Origin of the sequence: Enterovibrio norvegicus FF-33 (assembly GCF_000286835.2) — a bacterium.
Classification (GTDB): domain Bacteria; phylum Pseudomonadota; class Gammaproteobacteria; order Enterobacterales; family Vibrionaceae; genus Enterovibrio; species Enterovibrio norvegicus_A.
The window spans coordinates 2059658-2076285 of the sequence record NZ_AJYD02000038.1 but is presented as its reverse complement, the minus strand read 5'-3'; the positions used below and the strand labels follow the sequence as shown (position 1 = coordinate 2076285).

Genomic DNA, 16628 nt, shown 5'->3' with positions numbered 1-16628 from the left:
TGACATTGTTGTGTTTTGTGGTAATAAACGCATAGCTTATCGTTAAGCCTCCCAGCGAATAGTGAGCGTGTTACCGTCTACAGCGACAACGGGTTTACCTTTCGCGCCATCACGAAGCGTAAGCACAATTCGCACGTAGTTTTTGTGTTCGCCAAGCTCGATCATCTTTGCGGGGCCCTCTTTAAAGTATTGTTTTCTTTTGGTGGTGAAATCCTTTGCACCTCGCACGTCAAACACCCATTTTTTTCGTTTCTCGAGGAACATGGTGCGCACTTTTCCCAATTCAAAATCAGCCGTGGCGACATACTGCTCGTTGCCACTGCCGTTGGCCGTGACGGGTTGGTATTGCATAGCAGTAATGAGTTTGCGAGATCGTTTCTTGCTGCTGGTTTTCCGTTTTTTCGCTTTAGCTTCTGCAATTTCTTTCGCTTTTGCTGCTGTGGCCAGTTCGGCAACCTGCTTTGCTTTTTTTTCTTTGGCTGCTTTTACTCGCTCTCGCGCCAATGTAAGAGGATCACGGGCATGCTCTTTGGTTTTCTCGATATCTGACGCTATGTCTTGGTTTGCTGCTGTATTGATGGCTTTGAGAGCTAAGGGCTCAGGTTGTGTTTTTTCCGGCTTGGCTTCTAGTACGACACTGTGTTTTGGTTGGGCTGAATGCATGGCCTTAACCAAGTTGGAGGAAGGAGCCTTTGCTATTGTTGATGAAGATGCGTTGTTTGGTGAAGGCGATGGCACTTTTGCGATAGTGCTTAGCCCCGCAGTGGATTGGATTAGGTTTGTTAATGTGGTCGTCGGCGTCAACTGAGAATGATGGATCTTAGCGCTATTCAGGCTTTGGAATTTCTCAGCCAGATGGATATCGCTTTCACTGCCTGCGAGCATTTGGCTAAATGCTCGGGTACGTCCTGCTTTGGCAAAAGCCAGTACCAGATTGGCTTTGGCAGTATCGTCGGCACGTCCGCTTTGTACCAAAGGCATTAAAATATCAATGGCTTGATCAAAATCCCCTTGCAGCATTGCAATCATCGCCAGATTGTTCTTGACCGTCGCATCATCGAAATGAAATTGCCTTGCCGATTCAAACGCGACTTTCGCCTCCGCCAATTGACCTTTGCCAGCCAATATCAGGCCTCTCAAGTTATGTGCTTCGCCCAATTCGTTATCTATGCGAATCGCTGCGTTTGTGTATTGTTCTGCTGATGGCATTTTGCCTTGATCGAAAAACACGTTGGCGCGAAGCAAGGCAAGTTCGGCTGTATTCCGAGCCTTTGGTGGAATTTGAGAGAGCTGGAACATCGCGGCTTCAGGATCCCCCATTAAGTAATGCACATTGGCAAGCTTGTGGCGTACCTCGGCACTTGGCTCTTTTTGTAATTCTGTCTGATACCGTGTGATGAGTGCAGAATAGCTGCCAGAATCCATGAGAAGTTTCTCGCCGTTTTGGCGTGCGTAATCGCTAGGTGACGAGGTGGTACAACTCACAACCAGCAAGGTTGTGGCTAGCGCTAAGGGTATTTTCATTATCCGAGCATCCTCATAATTCCTGGTGCCGTGATGAGAATCACGATAGGCATCACGATGAATAAAATGAGTGGCACAGACATTTTCGATGATAGCTTTCCCGCTTTTTCTTCTAGCGAAAGTAACTGAATCTCACGAATGTCTCTCGCCAGCGTAGAGAGCACTTCATAGATAGATGTGCCGTGTTTCATACTTTGCGTTAGTGTCATCACAAAGCTGTGCATTTCAGGGGCGGGTACACGGTCGTGAAGTTCTAGCAAGGCTTTGTCTAAACCCACGGTTTGCGCTCTGTCTCGTAGTCGTTTGAGTACGTAGGCAATATCGCGGTCAAACGCAGCCATTTCTGAGGTCAGGTAGAACAGTGTGGTTTCAACCGTCATACCGGTCTGAACGCAAACTCCCATGATATCGAGTAGGTAGGGAAGTTGACGGGTGATTTTCCCCGCGAGTGAACGGCGGCGCATTTCGAGGTACATGTCTGGCGCAATAATGACCAGCACCACAAGCAGGCTCAACCACATGATTTTTGTTTGGTAGTCTTCTAGCAGGGGTTTATCACCGGCAAATAAGATAATGCCGAAACCCACCGCGCCAACGGTGTATTTCACGAGAAAGTAATAAGGGGCAAAGCGTGTGTTGTAGAAACCCGCGCCGATAAATTTTTCAGAAATTTCCGTGTTGGTAGCGGAAAAGAAACTCGACGCGATCCGTGAAATCTCCGCCATGGCTGATGGCTTTTCAACCGAGGTCGTCAAGGTGCCTTTGATAGAGCGATGGCGACGCATGGAGGTATAGCCAATCGTCAACAGCAACGCGCCCCCAAAGGTGAAAAATAGTGCGTACAGCACTAACGATAAACCGCTCATTACTTTACGCTCCGCATCAAGGCAGTGATGATAGACATGCCTATCGCTTGACTAATCAATGTGTAATAAAGCAAAGGACGACCTTCAGGATTATTCATGACAAAGTCATAATTTTCCGGGCTGAGTAACCGCATGACACCAAACAAGAAAAAGAACGGGATGGCACACACGATATACGCTGACATTCTTGCTTCAGCGGTCATTGCACGCTTTTTCATGTCAATGCTTCTGGCATCAAACAACACCCGATTCAATCGCGTGATCACATGACGCAATTGTCCACCGCGATTCACATTGACGCGCATAGAGATAACAAAAAATTGAAAAGCAGGGGTTGGGAAACGGGAACAGGCTTTGCGAAAAACGGTGTCCGTAGACTCCCCCATGTTAAGTCGCTCCCCCATGATTTTAAATTCTTTTCCGACAATGTTGTCGAGCGATTGACCGACAAATTGGATCGCGTGAAGCAAACTTTCGCCCGCAGACACTGAGCTCGCAATCATATTCAGTGCATCAGGGAAATGATTTTCAAATGCCCGTTGAGCGCGTATATCGAGATAGCGAATCCCTAAAAAAGTCGCGAGTGGCAAGACAATAACAAGACCAGCAAGCGTGCCGACCTTGAATAACGTCGAGAGCATATAAACCCCAGCAGACGCAGTGACGAAGTAAAATGCGACGATTTTGAGTAAGGCAAATTCACCAATGCCAGCGAAAATATTTTCAGCATATCGGCGTATACGCTGTGGCAAGGTCGTTTGTGTTAGGGCTTCCATGTCTACGGCACGGTTTTCTAAAAATCGTGTGACAGGCAGTGGGTTGTTATCACGAAGCATACTTTCTCGGCGGGCTTTTAGTCGCGTTTGCTTGTGAAAAATATACAAACCTACAGCCACGAATAGGCAATAGATAAGGTTCGCAATCATGCAGTTACTCCACTGAAAATGCTGTTTAGTTCTTTTTCAAGACCGAAATAACGTGCCTTTTCATACAAAGCAGAGCGCTCCATTAAACCGGCGGTCACGAAATCACCCAACACTTTGCCTTTACTTGATAGCCCCTGGTGTTCAAAGCGGAATATTTCTTCCATCACCACGTTCTGGCCTTCCATGCCAATCACTTCACTGATGCTCATCACTTTGCGGCTACCATCATGTAGTCGACTGATCTGAATGATGACATCGACGGCGCTCACTACGGTGCGTCGAATGGCTTCCAAAGGGAGCGACGCTGTCGCCATCATCACCATGCTTTCGATACGGGAAATGGCATCGCGTGGGTTGTTAGCGTGAAGGGTGGTCATGGAGCCATCATGTCCCGTGTTCATCGCTTGCAGCATTTCAAAGGCTTCAGAGCCACGACACTCACCAATAATGATGCGGTCGGGGCGCATGCGAAGTGCGTTTATCACCAAATTCCGTTGGTTAATTTCGCCCGTGCCTTCAATGCCTGCTGTGCGTGTTTCTAAACGAACAATGTGAGGCTGTTGCAATCGCAGTTCTGCCGCATCCTCAATGGTGACAATCCGCTCTCTTTCCGAAATGTACTGGGATAGGGCGTTCATCATGGTGGTTTTGCCTGAGCCGGTACCACCAGAAATCACGATGTTGAGCCGACAGCGAGAGGCAATTACCATCAGTTTGGCGACTTCCGGGCTCATCGCTCCAAACTCAATGAGATCACCAAAACCGATGCTTTTCTTTTTGAATTTACGAATGGAAATCGACGCGCCATCAATGGCGATGGGCGGTAAAACGATATTGACTCGACTACCGTCCATGAGGCGTGCATCACACAGTGGGACAGATTCATCAACGCGACGCCCCACTTTGGCGGCAATACGCTTGGCGATGGTAAGGAGTTGTTCGTTGTCGATAAAGGTAATGGGTGATTTCTCAACCAAGCCGTTTCGCTCAATGAAAACGGCTTGAGGCCCATTGATCATGATGTCGGAAATAGAGTCATCTTCAATCAATGATTGAATGGGACCCAGCCCACGAAGTTCGTCATACATCATCTTCACATAGTCATTGCGAAGTGATGTTGGCATGGGCACATTGTCCTGCTCTGTTAGCAGGTTAATGGCTTGGGTGAGCTGACTGTTTAGCTCTTCTTTCGACAGCGTGGTAATGGCTTCCGCGTCAATGGCATCAAAAATACGTTCGCGGAATGAGCGATAGAGTTCCTTTGGACCAAGCATAAATAATTACTCGCTACTGGAACGTGTAAAGGAGAAAAGCTTACGTTTAGGGGCGATTTCTTCGCCGATGATCCGTGAGCAAAGGTGCTTGATCTGGGTGCCAATTTTAGATTTCCCGGCACTGAGATAGGTGCCATTCAACAGCGCTTCTTCCACCGTGATCTCGTAGGGGAGAACAATGTTGACGGGAACATCTAGGTACTTTTCGACTTCCGCCTGCGTCACGCTGTTAAAGCGGGAAGCACGGTGGTTGTTCAACACTAAAATGATACGCACGGTGCGTTTGTATTCAGGCTCTTCGAATAACTTTTTCATTTTACTGAGCATCGCGGCGGTTTCGCGTAGACAAGAAATGGTCGGTTCCATCACCAGCACGGCAACATCCAGCGTTTTTAATAAGTTTCTGGGCTGTATATCAAACCCGACGGACGCGGAGTAATCGTCGAGAATAAAATTCGTGTCTGGGGCGAGATAATTGAGCACCAATTCAGTCATCTCATCCAGATCTGCAGATCGTTCGTCGCTGAGTCCGAGGGCGAGATAATCAAGGCGGTTACTCACGCGTGTGACGAGGTTTTTGGATGATGTTTGATCGATTTCTCCCCCGCCGGTTTCTGTATCGTTAAGCCGCCGTTTTTCGCGGTTTTTGATGCCGAGGAAAATATCGAGATTGCTGGAAAGGTAGTTGTGATCGACAACAAGACACGACGTCTGTTTATCGTTGGATAAAATCCAGCTAAGTTCTGCGGTGAGCATGGTGGTGCCCACGCCGCCACGCATGCCAATTACACCAATACGCTTGGCTTTGCGTCGACCGTGGAGAGAGTTCGCTTCAATATGTCGCGTTAAGACCGTATCAACAAACTCGGCCAACTCAATTTTATCGACAGGCCAAAAAAGGTAGTAAAAGCCCAGTGATTTTAATTCTCGGATCACTGAAATTGCATCCACATCCCCCAGAATGATGACAGAAAGATAAGAGGGTAGCCGAGCAGATAACTGGCGACACTCTTTGAGCGTGTCTGGGCAGCCAACTAAATCAATGACCACGAGTTGAGCGTTATGCTCTTCGACCTGCGTGGGAATATCTTTGAATTTGTACGCATAGGAAATGGGGACTGAGTGACCATCAAATCTGAAGGTCTCATCCACCAGAATTTTAACTTCTTCAGTACGAAAGAATTGCAGAGACTTCAGGCCATGCTGGCTCCCGATCGCAGGTTCGCTGTCAGTCGTTTCTTTTTTTAGGAGATCGCCAAAATCTAACATAGATAACCTCCTTTATAGGGTGTCTGGTGTGATAATAGAAAGACGTCCTTGCCCAGCAAGCTTGTTTTCCGGATACACCATGGATTCCCATCGCATCGCCTCATGGATACAACCATCATTGTTACGATGATATTGACCGATAACGGCGTAACCACACGCTGGGTTTTGTACCTGATGGATGGTGGTGGACAGGGTCACGTTGCTTTGTTTTGTTCCCGTGCTTTTGCTCATGGTTTTGGCTTCTGAGAGCAACAATTTATCCAGAGAGATACCGCGTTTTATGAGCCACTGTTGTGCATGTTTCGCAATCGTCTTTCCGTGTCTACCATTCCATGAAATCGTGGCACCATGTACCAACAATGCATATTCGTTTTGCTCCAAGTATGCTGAAATTTCTTTCTGCGCGTGCTGCAGAGCCTTATTTTTGACAGTCACCGAATATTCGTAAACAACAGGGGTCACTAATAGGTGGCTACCCGTAATAGCAGGCCCTGTGGCGCAGCCCATTAAGGTGGTTGCAAGTGCCAACGAAAGAAATAGTGTTGCTCTGTGCTTAATGATCATCATTTTTTGAAGCCTCCAGTTGAGAGGATTTCTTCCTGCCACTTCGACACTTCAGGAGAACTGTTTATACCTACACCAAAGAACCGAGACAGTGCGGACGTTCGCTGCATACTGGGCAGTTTGACGTTGGTTGAAGAAATTGGCTCCACCAGTGAAACCGTGGCGACGATAATCAACTCGGTTTTTCGGCGGGTTGTTGAGGTATGGCGAAAAAGAGCACCCAAGATAGGCACATCACCGATAAACGGAATTTTAGATAAGGCTTCTTCGTCTTCACTGCTGAGCAAGCCTGCCAGTACAAAGCTGTCACCGTCACCCAGTTCTAACGTGGTGCGAGCGCGTCGTACTTTAAATGATGGGATGTCGAGTAAGGTATCGCCGTATTGACTGTCCACTGAGCTGACTTGCGGCATGATGGACAGCTTGATTTTGTCGTCGCGAAGCACTTCGGCAGCCAAATCAAGGCCAATACCGAACTCTTTATATTCAATGCGATAGCCATCATCAATACGATAGGTGATCGGGATTTCACCGCCGACTAAGAAGCTTGCCGTTTCGCCAGAAATCACCGAAACATTCGGCTCCGAAAGCACTTGACCGACATTGTCGTCATTAATGGCTGAGATGTAAGCCGCAATGTTGGTCGCGCTACCATTAAAGCCAGTAATGCCTCGAAAGAACTGTCCGTTACCGCCAAATCCGTCGGAAAAGATCGTTCCCCATTTAATGCCCAGTTCGTTAACCAGCGAGCTGTTGACCTCAGCAATGGTGAGTTTGACGTTGACCTGTTTTGTGACCGCGACTTCTAGATTATTCACCAATCCGTCATAGGTGCGTCGCGCCATGAAATCGATATCGAAACTTTCTCGTGTTGACGTTTTCCATTCCGTTCGCCGTTCGGTGAATTTCTTTTTCAACAATTCCCCAACAATGGAATAGATCTCATTTTTTTCTTTTTGCGTGGGCACAAAACCTGAAAGTACGACTTGCTCGCCAAGGTTAAGTACTGACACTTCGACATTGGGGTATTGAATCGCCAAAATTTGCTCAATCTTGGTGAGGCTTTGGTTAACGACAATTTTCTTTTTGGTGAGTGTTCGACTGTTTTCACCAAAAACAATCAGTGTGGTGGTGCCTATTTCACGTCCAAAAACCACAAGACGGTTGTTGTCGATAACTTGATAGTCGGCGACGTCTGGATCGGAGATGAAAACGGTGCCGATCACGGCATCAAAGGATAAAGATCGCGCGTCCCCTGTCCCTAGGTTTAAAATTCCAGCAGCAAAAGCAGAAGAGGTGCCACCGAGGAGCAAGCCAACAGAAAAAATGACAGATAAGTAATGGCGTAGCATGTTCTTGCTCTCTAGTTAAAGGCCTTATTTTGGCCACGAATTTCAGTAACGGATTTGAAGTTAGGAAGTACATCGTGAGTATCAGCGTTCATTGAACCACTGCTATAAAGCTCATTGCCTGATGCCTTGATGATTTCAACAATGCCTATTCGACGAGCGATCACCATTTTGGCGATTTGCTCACGATTGAGCTCAATCGTGAGAGGAAGCAATTCATCGTGGTCATCTTCAATCGCTAATACGCGTATGTTACGCAGAAGCGGAGACACGGAAAGTGAACGGAAAGACTCGATATAAGTAGACCTAGACGTTTCCCCAATATTCTGTTCGTCAGAGGTTAAAATCATCACATCAACTTTATCCCCCACTGAAATACCTGAGCCAATAAATTCTTTTCGATCAATGGTTAGGGCGTAGGGCGACATGCCATCTTTGATGACAGCATCTAAATAATTGGGGTCATTGGGGAGCAAAAAATCACTCGAGGAAAGATACACGGCATCGCCAATATCGCGTTTGGCGACCATGCCGGGAACATGCGAGATGATGATATCGCTGACGATCCCATTTTTCAGGGCGTCTTCTTCTCGCAGTTTGAAATATCGGATGTTTTCACGAGTCAGAGTATCACCGCGTTTAACCGATGATTTTAGTTGAGCAACCTGATAGGAAATATTCGATATTCCGGATGCGGTAGTGTGCTTACTTTGGAAAAACCCACTTAGGCCTAAAACGCCTACACCTATGGACAGTAAAGCAATAAGAAAGAATACACGTTGGCTCATGGTTTAATTCAACTTACTTAAATAAATGCTAAACAAACTCGCAACCACAATGGGAACGCCATAAGGCACACCTTTATTGGTTTTGTTTTCTGATATGAATTGCATAACCAAAATGACTAATGCTGTTATTGCGCCTAGAAAGCTAATAATGAATATTGTTAATGAGAAATATTGGGTGTCAATAATGAGTGCATATGCTGAAAATAACTTTGTGTCTCCTGCCCCTAAAATCCCAAAATAAAATAGCACTAGCCCAATAGCGACAACAGATAGAGATTGATATACATGAAGTTGCAATTTCTGTTCGAAAAATGCCAATAATAGACATGTTAGAAGAATGCCAAAGCACAATTTATTGCTTATCTTTCTATGTAAAATATCAGTCGCCATCCCTGCTATTGAGCCAGAGATTAAAAGCAGTTCTAAAGCGCTCAACGAGCTAACCCGTTAGAGTGAATTAGCCCCCAGTGTTAGCAGAGGTGATATTGGTGGAAATCTGAGTCATAGCGTTACTGATAGCCGTTCCAAGAGTAGAATCGTTTGCGACAGCTGCCAGAATGATTGCTGAAATCGCAACGCCAAGTATTGCATATTCAACTGCTGTTACGCCACGTTCGTCATTAATAAAACGCTTTGTGATTTGAGATAATGACATAGATAAGCTCCGTTTGTTTAAGATGATATTTACTAAGAGAAGCATGTGCTTGCATAACCACTCTTTAAGCGAATTTCCCTTGAAGAATATATAAGCACATACTTCACAATAAGATATAACTGATATTAAAAATTATCCACCATCGGTTTTGTCTATTTTTATGTCATATACCGTTGGTTGCTTCAGTTATAAGACGGATGATTGGGTTTACTCTCTGTTTCATAAGCGATCGTTTTAATGCTTTGATGTCAATGACATGATTTACATCACGGTTGGATATATGAAACTAAACGTCGCTTATCATGATTGAGAACAAATGAGACACTGTTAATTATTCTATTTATTTGATGGTTATCACATAGAAAAACATGAGGAGTGACGGTTTATTATACTATTTAAATTTCAGGATTTATTGGGTGCATAATAATCTGCATGAATAATTGAGCACTTATAAATGAAAGTTAGTCAAAGTGTAAAGGTGGTTATTAAATGTGCACTTTGGTTTTCTCTTTCTTTTGCCCAATATTTTATGCGATGAGTGTATATGGTTACGTTTTTTGGGCTGTTCTTTTGTGAGGTGGAAAAGAAAAGCGGGAGGTCGATATTTTTGTTTTTTAACGATAGACCCGAGTGATTTCAGGATTCCTGAGGCAGGATTCAGACCCTCTTCCGAGGGTGAATATTCGCGCTGAACAGGTTTCTTTAGATGACTTAGCTATCGTGTGCGAGGTGGGAGTAATGTGAGAGGCAAATGATTAAGCAAAAAAGCGAATATGAAAATTAACGCTGTGGGCTAATATCGAGCGCTGCGCGTTTGTCGTCAACGATATTTACCAGATACATTCCTGCGAGCATGCTTAGAAAGAACAGTGCGACGGAGCCAGAGCCAGAACCAAGCAGTGTGATGGCAGGTCCTGGACAGATGCCTGCCAAGCCCCAACCTATGCCAAACAGCGCAGAACCCGAGACCAAACGTTTATCTAACGATTGGTTCTCACTCAAGCAAAACGTTTCCGCAAGCACGGGTTTGGGTTGTCGACGAATCAACAAAAAATAACCCGGTGTGAACACAAGCAGCGCACCGCCCATCACAAATGCCAAACTTGGGTTCCATTGGCCGAAAATATCGAGAAAACCGGTTACATTGGCTGGATTCACCATGCCAGAAATCATCATGCCCAAGCCGAAAAGTAAACCTGCAAATAATGCGATTGCGCGAAAAAACATAGAAACCTCCTAGGCGTGAAGACGTAAAAATACGGTGACAAACGCTGCCGTCATAAAAATTAGCGTGGCGGCGATGGAACGTTTAGATAACCGACCCATACCGCAAATTCCATGACCACTGGTACAGCCATTGGCAAGCCGAGTCCCGATGCCGACCAGCAAGCCCGCGAGAACTGCCATCATCGGCGAAATGCTTGGTGTGAGAGAAGACAAGTCTGGGTATTCAAATCCGAGCAGAGGGGCAGTCAAACCCGCGATAACCATGCCGCTAAGAAACAACAAGCGCCAAGAGAATTCGGATTTTCGTGGTTTGAGCAACCCACCGACTATGCCACTGATTCCGGCAATACGCCCGTTGAAAGTGAGCAGTACCAACCCTGAAACGCCCAGTAGCATTCCACCGAGCAATGGGCTCCAAGAGAACGTATCCCAAGGGATCTGAAACGACATAACTACTCCCTGATTTTCTTCAATTAAACACATACATATGCGTTTATGATGATATTAATCATACGACGATCTTTATTTAAGTCAATGCTAATTTAGAGTGTTGTATATGAGTTTAATCTAATATAATGTAGCAGTTATTGGCTCGTACTGACAGAAAACGACGAGTCCCCCAGTTTTGTTTATGTATCATTTTTCGATACCACGATGCATTCGTCGGTGGAGAAACACAGGAGTGAGTTATGGCGAAGATCCTTATTATTGGCGGCGTTGCAGGTGGAGCCTCAGCCGCGGCACGTGCCCGTCGATTGAGTGAAAGTGCTGAGATCATTATGTTTGAGCGCGGCCCCTTTGTGTCGTTTGCGAACTGTGGTTTGCCATATCATATTGGCGGAGACATTAAAGACCGAGCCAAGCTTCTTCTGCAAACCCCTGAAAGTTTCCTATCGCGATTCAACGTGGATGTCCGCGTGATGAACGAAGTCATCAGTATTCAACGTGAAGCTAAAACCGTTACTGTTAAAAATTTGCTCGACGACACTGAGTACTCGGAAAGTTATGACTTCTTGCTTCTCAGCCCCGGCGCGAGCCCTGTTGTACCGCCTATTCCCGGTATTGATAACCCGCTTACTTTCTCGCTTCGCAATATTCCAGACATGGACAAGATCCTTACTTCTATCACACATAACCAGCCTAAGCATGCGACAGTGATTGGTGGTGGCTTTATTGGTTTGGAGATGATGGAAGCGTTTCATCAATTAGGCATTGAAACTGCATTGGTTGAAATGGCCGATCAGGTCATGACGCCAGTAGACAAAGAAATGGCAGGATTTGTTCATCAAGAAATTCGCGCAAAAGATATTGATTTGCGTTTGGGGGTTGCGTTGCAATCGGCAGAGTTTCAGGCAGCAGCAGATGACGCAGAACGTGGCGCACTCACACTGCAATTGAGTAACGGTGAGAGCTTGAACACCGAGTTATTGATCATGGCGATTGGCGTTCGCCCTGAAACCACATTGGCGCGCGCCACGGGACTAAGAATTGGCGAGCTTGGCGGCATTTGGGTGAATGATGAAATGCAAACCAGCGATCCGTTTATCTATGCCGTGGGTGACGCCATCGAAGAAAAAGACTTTTTGACAGGTAAGCAAACCGTGGTGCCACTTGCTGGCCCAGCAAACCGTCAAGGACGTATGGCGGCAGACAACATGTTAGGCGCACACGAAACCTACAAAGGCACGCAAGGTACGGCGATTTGTAAAGTGTTTGATTTGGCTGTCGCTTCAACCGGTAAGAATGAGAAGCAACTCAGGCGTGATGAAATGGCGTATGAGAAAGTCTATGTGCACACAGCCAGCCATGCGAGCTATTATCCGGGTGCGGAAGTGGTATCACTGAAACTGCTGTTCTCGCCAGAATCTGGCAAAATTCTGGGTGCGCAAGCTATTGGTAAAGATGGCGTTGATAAACGCATTGATATCTTGGCGGTTGCACAGCGCGCGGGTATGACCGTTGAACAGCTACAACATGTAGAGCTGACGTATGCCCCCCCTTATGGCAGCGCGAAAGATGTGATTAATCAGGCGGCGTTTGTGGCAACCAACGTGATGAAAGGCGACGTTAATGGCATTCATTATGATGCGTTGGCGAATTTAACCGCCGACCAAGTCCTGTTAGATGTGCGTAATCCGGGTGAGCTTGAGTCGGTCGGTACATTCCCCGGCGCTATTAATATCCCCGTTGATCAACTTCGCGGGCGTATGAATGAACTGCCGAAAGACAAAGAAATCATTGTGGCGTGTCAGGTGGGCTTGCGCGGAAACGTGGCCTATCGCCAATTGGCGAACAGTGGCTTTATAGTGAAAAACCTCATTGGTGGGTATCGCACGTGGAAAACGTCTCAATGCTAACGTTTCAATGTTACGCCTCATGGCGGATGACATCGCGTTAACTGACCCCTGAAGAATGATTCACCATGCCGCCCTAAGATAGGGCGGTATTTTTTTGGAAAAGTCCCATATCCTGACACTTATCCCTTCCAAACATCAGTCATGCTGAAAGCTGTTAGACAGCGTTATTAAGGGAACATTATGAAACATGCATTGCTCTCATCGCTATTGCTTGTAACCGCTTCGCTTCTGCCTTCATCGTTACTCGCGGCTACGCCTTCTGCTGCCGGTGCAGATGTGTATTTTGTGCAACCCAAAGATGGTGAAACTGTACCTGAGACCTTCAAAGTGGTGTTTGGGTTAAAAGGCATGGATGTCGCACCTGCGGGTGACAATCAACCCAACTCGGGTCACCATCACCTGCTGATTGATGTCGATTCGCTGGTGGATTTTGCCTTACCGCTACCCGCCAATGATAATGTGAAGCACTTTGGGGGAGGGCAAACTGAAACCCTGCTGACATTGCCTAAAGGTAAGCACACACTACAATTGTTGCTGGCGGATTTTGTGCATATCCCCCATGACAAACCCGTTCTCTCTCAAAAAATCACCATTAATGTTCAGTAACCTAAATTAAGTCATCTCAATGACCTGCTAGCGTCAATTGTGTACGCATGAAAAGGCCGTTTCCGGCTCGCTTTTTCGCGAAGGGAAACGGCGTTTTTTGTGATGAATCAAATGTATGAATGACCGCCTTTGGGGTTACTGGCCTCTACCACACACCATCACGACAATAGTACGAACCATGATGTAGCAATCCATCTTGAACCACGTTATTGGTGATGAAAGCGCCAATGCATAAGAGTGGTCGTATCCCACTTTAGATCGCACATCGTCAATACAAGTGTCGTAGCCTTGATTAACTTGCGCTAGACCCGTGATACCTGGTGTTACGCCGTATGTACGCTCTGCAAAGTAAGGGATAGCGTTTTCCAGCTTTTGGTAGAAACCTGGACGTTCAGGGCGTGGGCCGATCAGTGACATATCACCTACGAGTACATTGATAAATTGTGGGATTTCATCCAAGCGTGTTTTTCTTAGAAAACGACCAATGCGTGTGACACGAGGGTCCGTTTTGGTCGCCCATGTTGCACCAGAAACGCTTTCGGCATCGGTACGCATGGTGCGGAACTTCAGCATTTCAAAAATCAGACTTCTGTCAGGTAACGCACGACCGATACGCATTTGGCTAAAGAATACCGGACCACGGCTGTCGATCTTGATAGCAAGCGCAATCAGAGGAAACAGCGGAAGGGTTAGCCCCAGTCCAATTAAAGCAAAGAAAATGTCGAATCCACGTTTTGCTTTCGCTGTGATGGGGTTGATGTCGCTGTTCACGTTCGCGTTCAAATTCATGATGAGATTCATTTTGATGCTTCCTTGTGAGTATTCTTCGACACCTCAGAGATGCGGGTCCATTTCCCTGTCTCTAAGCCTGTGATGTAACGTAACGTACCGATGAAATTGGCGGTGTGTCCTGTAACCAAATACACCAGCGATTTCGCGATACTGCCTTTGGGCTGATAGCCCGAAAGGTGCCAAAAACCCACCGCAAGATAGATGAAGATTTGACCGAGCACCGCAAGGGCAAAGAACCCATTTGATGGTGCAAGCAGTGCGCTACCCAACAAAGCGGTTAGCATGAAAAAGGGCATCAATACTCGCAAACCTTTTCCTGATGCGAACGTGAAGGCGATGCCACCACGCGCAGGGTTGAGTAAACGAAAAAGACGCAGAAGTTGTTGGCAGTTCCCCGCGCCAATACGGAGGCGGCGGCGAAAATCTTGATGTGCATTGGTTGGCTCAAGCTCTACGGCTTGAATCGCATCGTGGACATCAGCACGAAAGCCTTTTTCCACGATTTGCATTGGCAACACGAAATCATCATTGATGGTGTCTTGCGCTAATGGTGTAAACAGATGGCCTCGAATGAAATACAACGCGCCATGTGCACCAAGCGATGAACCCAGTTGAGCTTCATTGCTCTGGATTTTGCTTTGATAATCCCAGTATTTTTGCTCTCCTTCGGCGGGGTTAAGCAAGCAGTAACGGCTGTTCAACACACCGACTGTTGGGTCTTGAAAATGGCGAGCCGCGATGTAGAACGCATCGATAGAAATCAGCGCCGAGATATCACTGAACGCCACAATGTCCGATTTGATTTGCGGCATGGTGGTATTGATCACCGCGACTTTTCCTGCGTTCTCTGTATATTCAATCACCGTGACATTAAGGTGAGCACACAGCGCCTCCGCGGCAGTTTGGCGGGCGATGTTTGCGGTATCGTCACTGCATCCATCACAGGCCAATATCACCTGTAACTTGTTGCTTGGGTAATCCAGTGCTGCGAGGTTACGGATCTTGTCTGCGATCCAGTTTGCTTCGTTGTAAGCTGGCATCAGGACACTAATGGTCGGCAAGTCGCTATCTGCAACACTTTCACGGTAGCCTCGAGCAGGCGTTCCTTCGTGTGTATTTTCTTCGTTAGAAGAAGGACGGCGCACCAGCAGTTTTAGCAGTAGGGGATAGCCGAGGTGATGGTATATCACCAAAAATATGCTGATGGCCGTAAGCCAGAAAATCAGTTCATGTGTCATGTTATAGACCCTCTGCGAGAGAATCGTAGGCATGTGCCATGGTGCGTACGTCTGCGTGTTTCGAGATAAATGCGCGTGGGTTTGATGATTTGACACCATGAATTCGGGTGATGATTTTTTCCGCCATATCATTTGCGTCACCGGCTTTGAGTATCAGCCCTGATTCGGGGCACAGTGTTTCTACTGCACCGCCAACGTTGGTCACGGCAGTCGGAATACCACAGGCTTGGGCTTCCAATGGGGCAAGCGGAAACCCTTCATTGAAAGACGGCAGGCAAAATAAATCGAGTGATTGGTAGAACTGCGGCATGTTTTCGACATGACCGAGAAAGTGAATGCGATCGCTCAGGTTCAAGGATTTGGCCTTATCTTTTAACTGCATTTCCATTGAGCCAGAACCTGCAATGGCGAGGTGAATGTGGCTAGGTAACTCGGCCATGGCGGAAATCAACACGCCGTGTCCTTTAACTTCCTCAAGACGTCCGCTTGCTCCTACCATTTTTACGTGGGTGGGCAGTTGCATCGCAACGCGTGCAGCAGTTTTTTCACCTGGTACATATTTCGCCGTATCTACCCCATTTTTGATCACGCGAATGTCATTCATGCCTGATATTGAAGAGAGGGCGTGGGCAACTACATCAGCATCGGCAACGCGAATAGGGTTACCAAATGTAGAAACGATACGATGCAGCATTTGGTGGCGCTTGTTGCTGTAATGCCAAGCATCATGCTCGGTATGAACATGAGGGATACGGCTAAGAAAAGCGGCGAGGCCGCCGTAAAAATACGGACCAATGTGGTGAGTGTGGATAAGGTCTGCATTTAACGATGTGAGCAGGCGCTTGAGTGAGACCACTGTTGATGGCGTGAACCCCGGTGCTTTATTCATGAACACCAACTGATTATCAAACTCGCGAAGACGAGGCCATGCTGCAAGGGCGGATGTTGCATCACCTTCAAGGCTGACAATCTTCATTGCGTGACCGTGATGAGAGAACTTCATCAGCTCTAACGCCATCACTTCTAATCCGCCTGGTCTGAGATGTTGCACTACCTGAACAATGGTCTTCATGACAACCTCGAGTAAAAAAACGAACAACTGAGAGTGTTATTGCAGAAGACGTGCCACTTTTTTTGGTGAGTATAATGTGTTGATTAAAAAAGAACTAAGCCGGAAAAAAATTCTCCGGCTT

The 16628-nt window shown here is 46.7% G+C and carries 17 protein-coding genes; 2 read left to right on the top strand and 15 right to left on the bottom strand.

Annotated features, from left to right (window positions below; translation table 11 throughout):
- Positions 1–42: 42 nt before the first annotated feature.
- From A1OO_RS17435 to A1OO_RS17380, 12 genes are all read right to left on the bottom strand, one after another.
- Positions 43–1524 (bottom strand): tetratricopeptide repeat protein, encoded by a 1482-nt coding sequence (locus A1OO_RS17435; RefSeq protein ID WP_017003847.1) that lies wholly within the window; start codon positions 1522–1524, stop codon positions 43–45.
- Positions 1524–2390 (bottom strand): type II secretion system F family protein, encoded by an 867-nt coding sequence (locus A1OO_RS17430; RefSeq protein ID WP_017003846.1) that lies wholly within the window; start codon positions 2388–2390, stop codon positions 1524–1526. Before A1OO_RS17430 ends, A1OO_RS17435 begins: the two co-directional genes overlap by 1 nt.
- On the bottom strand, positions 2390–3316 hold the full coding sequence (locus tag A1OO_RS17425; protein WP_017003845.1) for a type II secretion system F family protein: 927 nt from the start codon (positions 3314–3316) through the stop codon (positions 2390–2392). The genes A1OO_RS17430 and A1OO_RS17425 overlap by 1 nt, the downstream gene beginning before the upstream one ends.
- Positions 3313–4590, bottom strand: coding sequence for a CpaF family protein (locus A1OO_RS17420; RefSeq protein ID WP_016959153.1), 1278 nt, complete (start codon positions 4588–4590; stop codon positions 3313–3315). The genes A1OO_RS17425 and A1OO_RS17420 overlap by 4 nt, the downstream gene beginning before the upstream one ends.
- 6 nt (positions 4591–4596) lie before the next feature.
- Positions 4597–5859 (bottom strand): AAA family ATPase, encoded by a 1263-nt coding sequence (locus tag A1OO_RS17415; protein ID WP_017003844.1) that lies wholly within the window; start codon positions 5857–5859, stop codon positions 4597–4599.
- A 12-nt stretch (positions 5860–5871) separates the two neighbouring features.
- A complete protein-coding gene (locus A1OO_RS17410; RefSeq protein ID WP_016959155.1) occupies positions 5872–6426 on the bottom strand; it encodes a hypothetical protein in 555 nt (184 codons plus the stop codon).
- Complete coding sequence (locus A1OO_RS17405) at positions 6423–7775, bottom strand: type II and III secretion system protein family protein (protein WP_016959156.1); 1353 nt, start codon at positions 7773–7775, stop codon at positions 6423–6425. The genes A1OO_RS17410 and A1OO_RS17405 overlap by 4 nt, the downstream gene beginning before the upstream one ends.
- Positions 7776–7786: 11 nt before the next feature.
- Positions 7787–8560, bottom strand: a complete 774-nt coding sequence (cpaB, locus tag A1OO_RS17400) for a Flp pilus assembly protein CpaB (protein WP_016959157.1) — start codon at positions 8558–8560, stop codon at positions 7787–7789.
- 3 nt (positions 8561–8563) lie between these two features.
- Positions 8564–8995 (bottom strand): A24 family peptidase, encoded by a 432-nt coding sequence (locus A1OO_RS17395; protein ID WP_241819161.1) that lies wholly within the window; start codon positions 8993–8995, stop codon positions 8564–8566.
- A 22-nt stretch (positions 8996–9017) separates the two neighbouring features.
- Positions 9018–9215, bottom strand: a complete 198-nt coding sequence (locus A1OO_RS17390) for a Flp family type IVb pilin (protein WP_016959159.1) — start codon at positions 9213–9215, stop codon at positions 9018–9020.
- Between the two features lie 780 nt (positions 9216–9995).
- Positions 9996–10442, bottom strand: coding sequence for a YeeE/YedE family protein (locus A1OO_RS17385; RefSeq protein ID WP_017003843.1), 447 nt, complete (start codon positions 10440–10442; stop codon positions 9996–9998).
- 9 nt (positions 10443–10451) lie between these two features.
- Positions 10452–10892 (bottom strand): YeeE/YedE family protein, encoded by a 441-nt coding sequence (locus A1OO_RS17380; protein WP_017003842.1) that lies wholly within the window; start codon positions 10890–10892, stop codon positions 10452–10454.
- 239 nt (positions 10893–11131) lie between these two features.
- Between A1OO_RS17380 and A1OO_RS17375 the strand changes: the two genes are divergently transcribed.
- Positions 11132–12799 (top strand): FAD-dependent oxidoreductase, encoded by a 1668-nt coding sequence (locus tag A1OO_RS17375; RefSeq protein ID WP_017003841.1) that lies wholly within the window; start codon positions 11132–11134, stop codon positions 12797–12799.
- Positions 12800–12979: 180 nt separating this feature from the next.
- Positions 12980–13405: a DUF4399 domain-containing protein gene (locus A1OO_RS17370; protein ID WP_016959163.1), complete on the top strand. Its 426-nt coding sequence runs from the start codon at positions 12980–12982 to the stop codon at positions 13403–13405.
- A 135-nt stretch (positions 13406–13540) separates the two neighbouring features.
- Here the strand turns inward: A1OO_RS17370 and A1OO_RS17365 are convergent, their stop codons facing one another.
- From A1OO_RS17365 to A1OO_RS17355, 3 genes are read right to left on the bottom strand one after another with little or no spacing between them, the layout of a single operon-like run.
- Positions 13541–14194 (bottom strand): sugar transferase, encoded by a 654-nt coding sequence (locus A1OO_RS17365; RefSeq protein WP_198928791.1) that lies wholly within the window; start codon positions 14192–14194, stop codon positions 13541–13543.
- An 8-nt stretch (positions 14195–14202) separates the two neighbouring features.
- Complete coding sequence (locus A1OO_RS17360; RefSeq protein ID WP_017003839.1) at positions 14203–15435, bottom strand: glycosyltransferase family 2 protein; 1233 nt, start codon at positions 15433–15435, stop codon at positions 14203–14205.
- A gap of 1 nt (position 15436) precedes the next feature.
- Complete coding sequence (locus tag A1OO_RS17355) at positions 15437–16507, bottom strand: glycosyltransferase (RefSeq protein ID WP_017003838.1); 1071 nt, start codon at positions 16505–16507, stop codon at positions 15437–15439.
- Between the last annotated feature and the right edge of the window lie 121 nt (positions 16508–16628).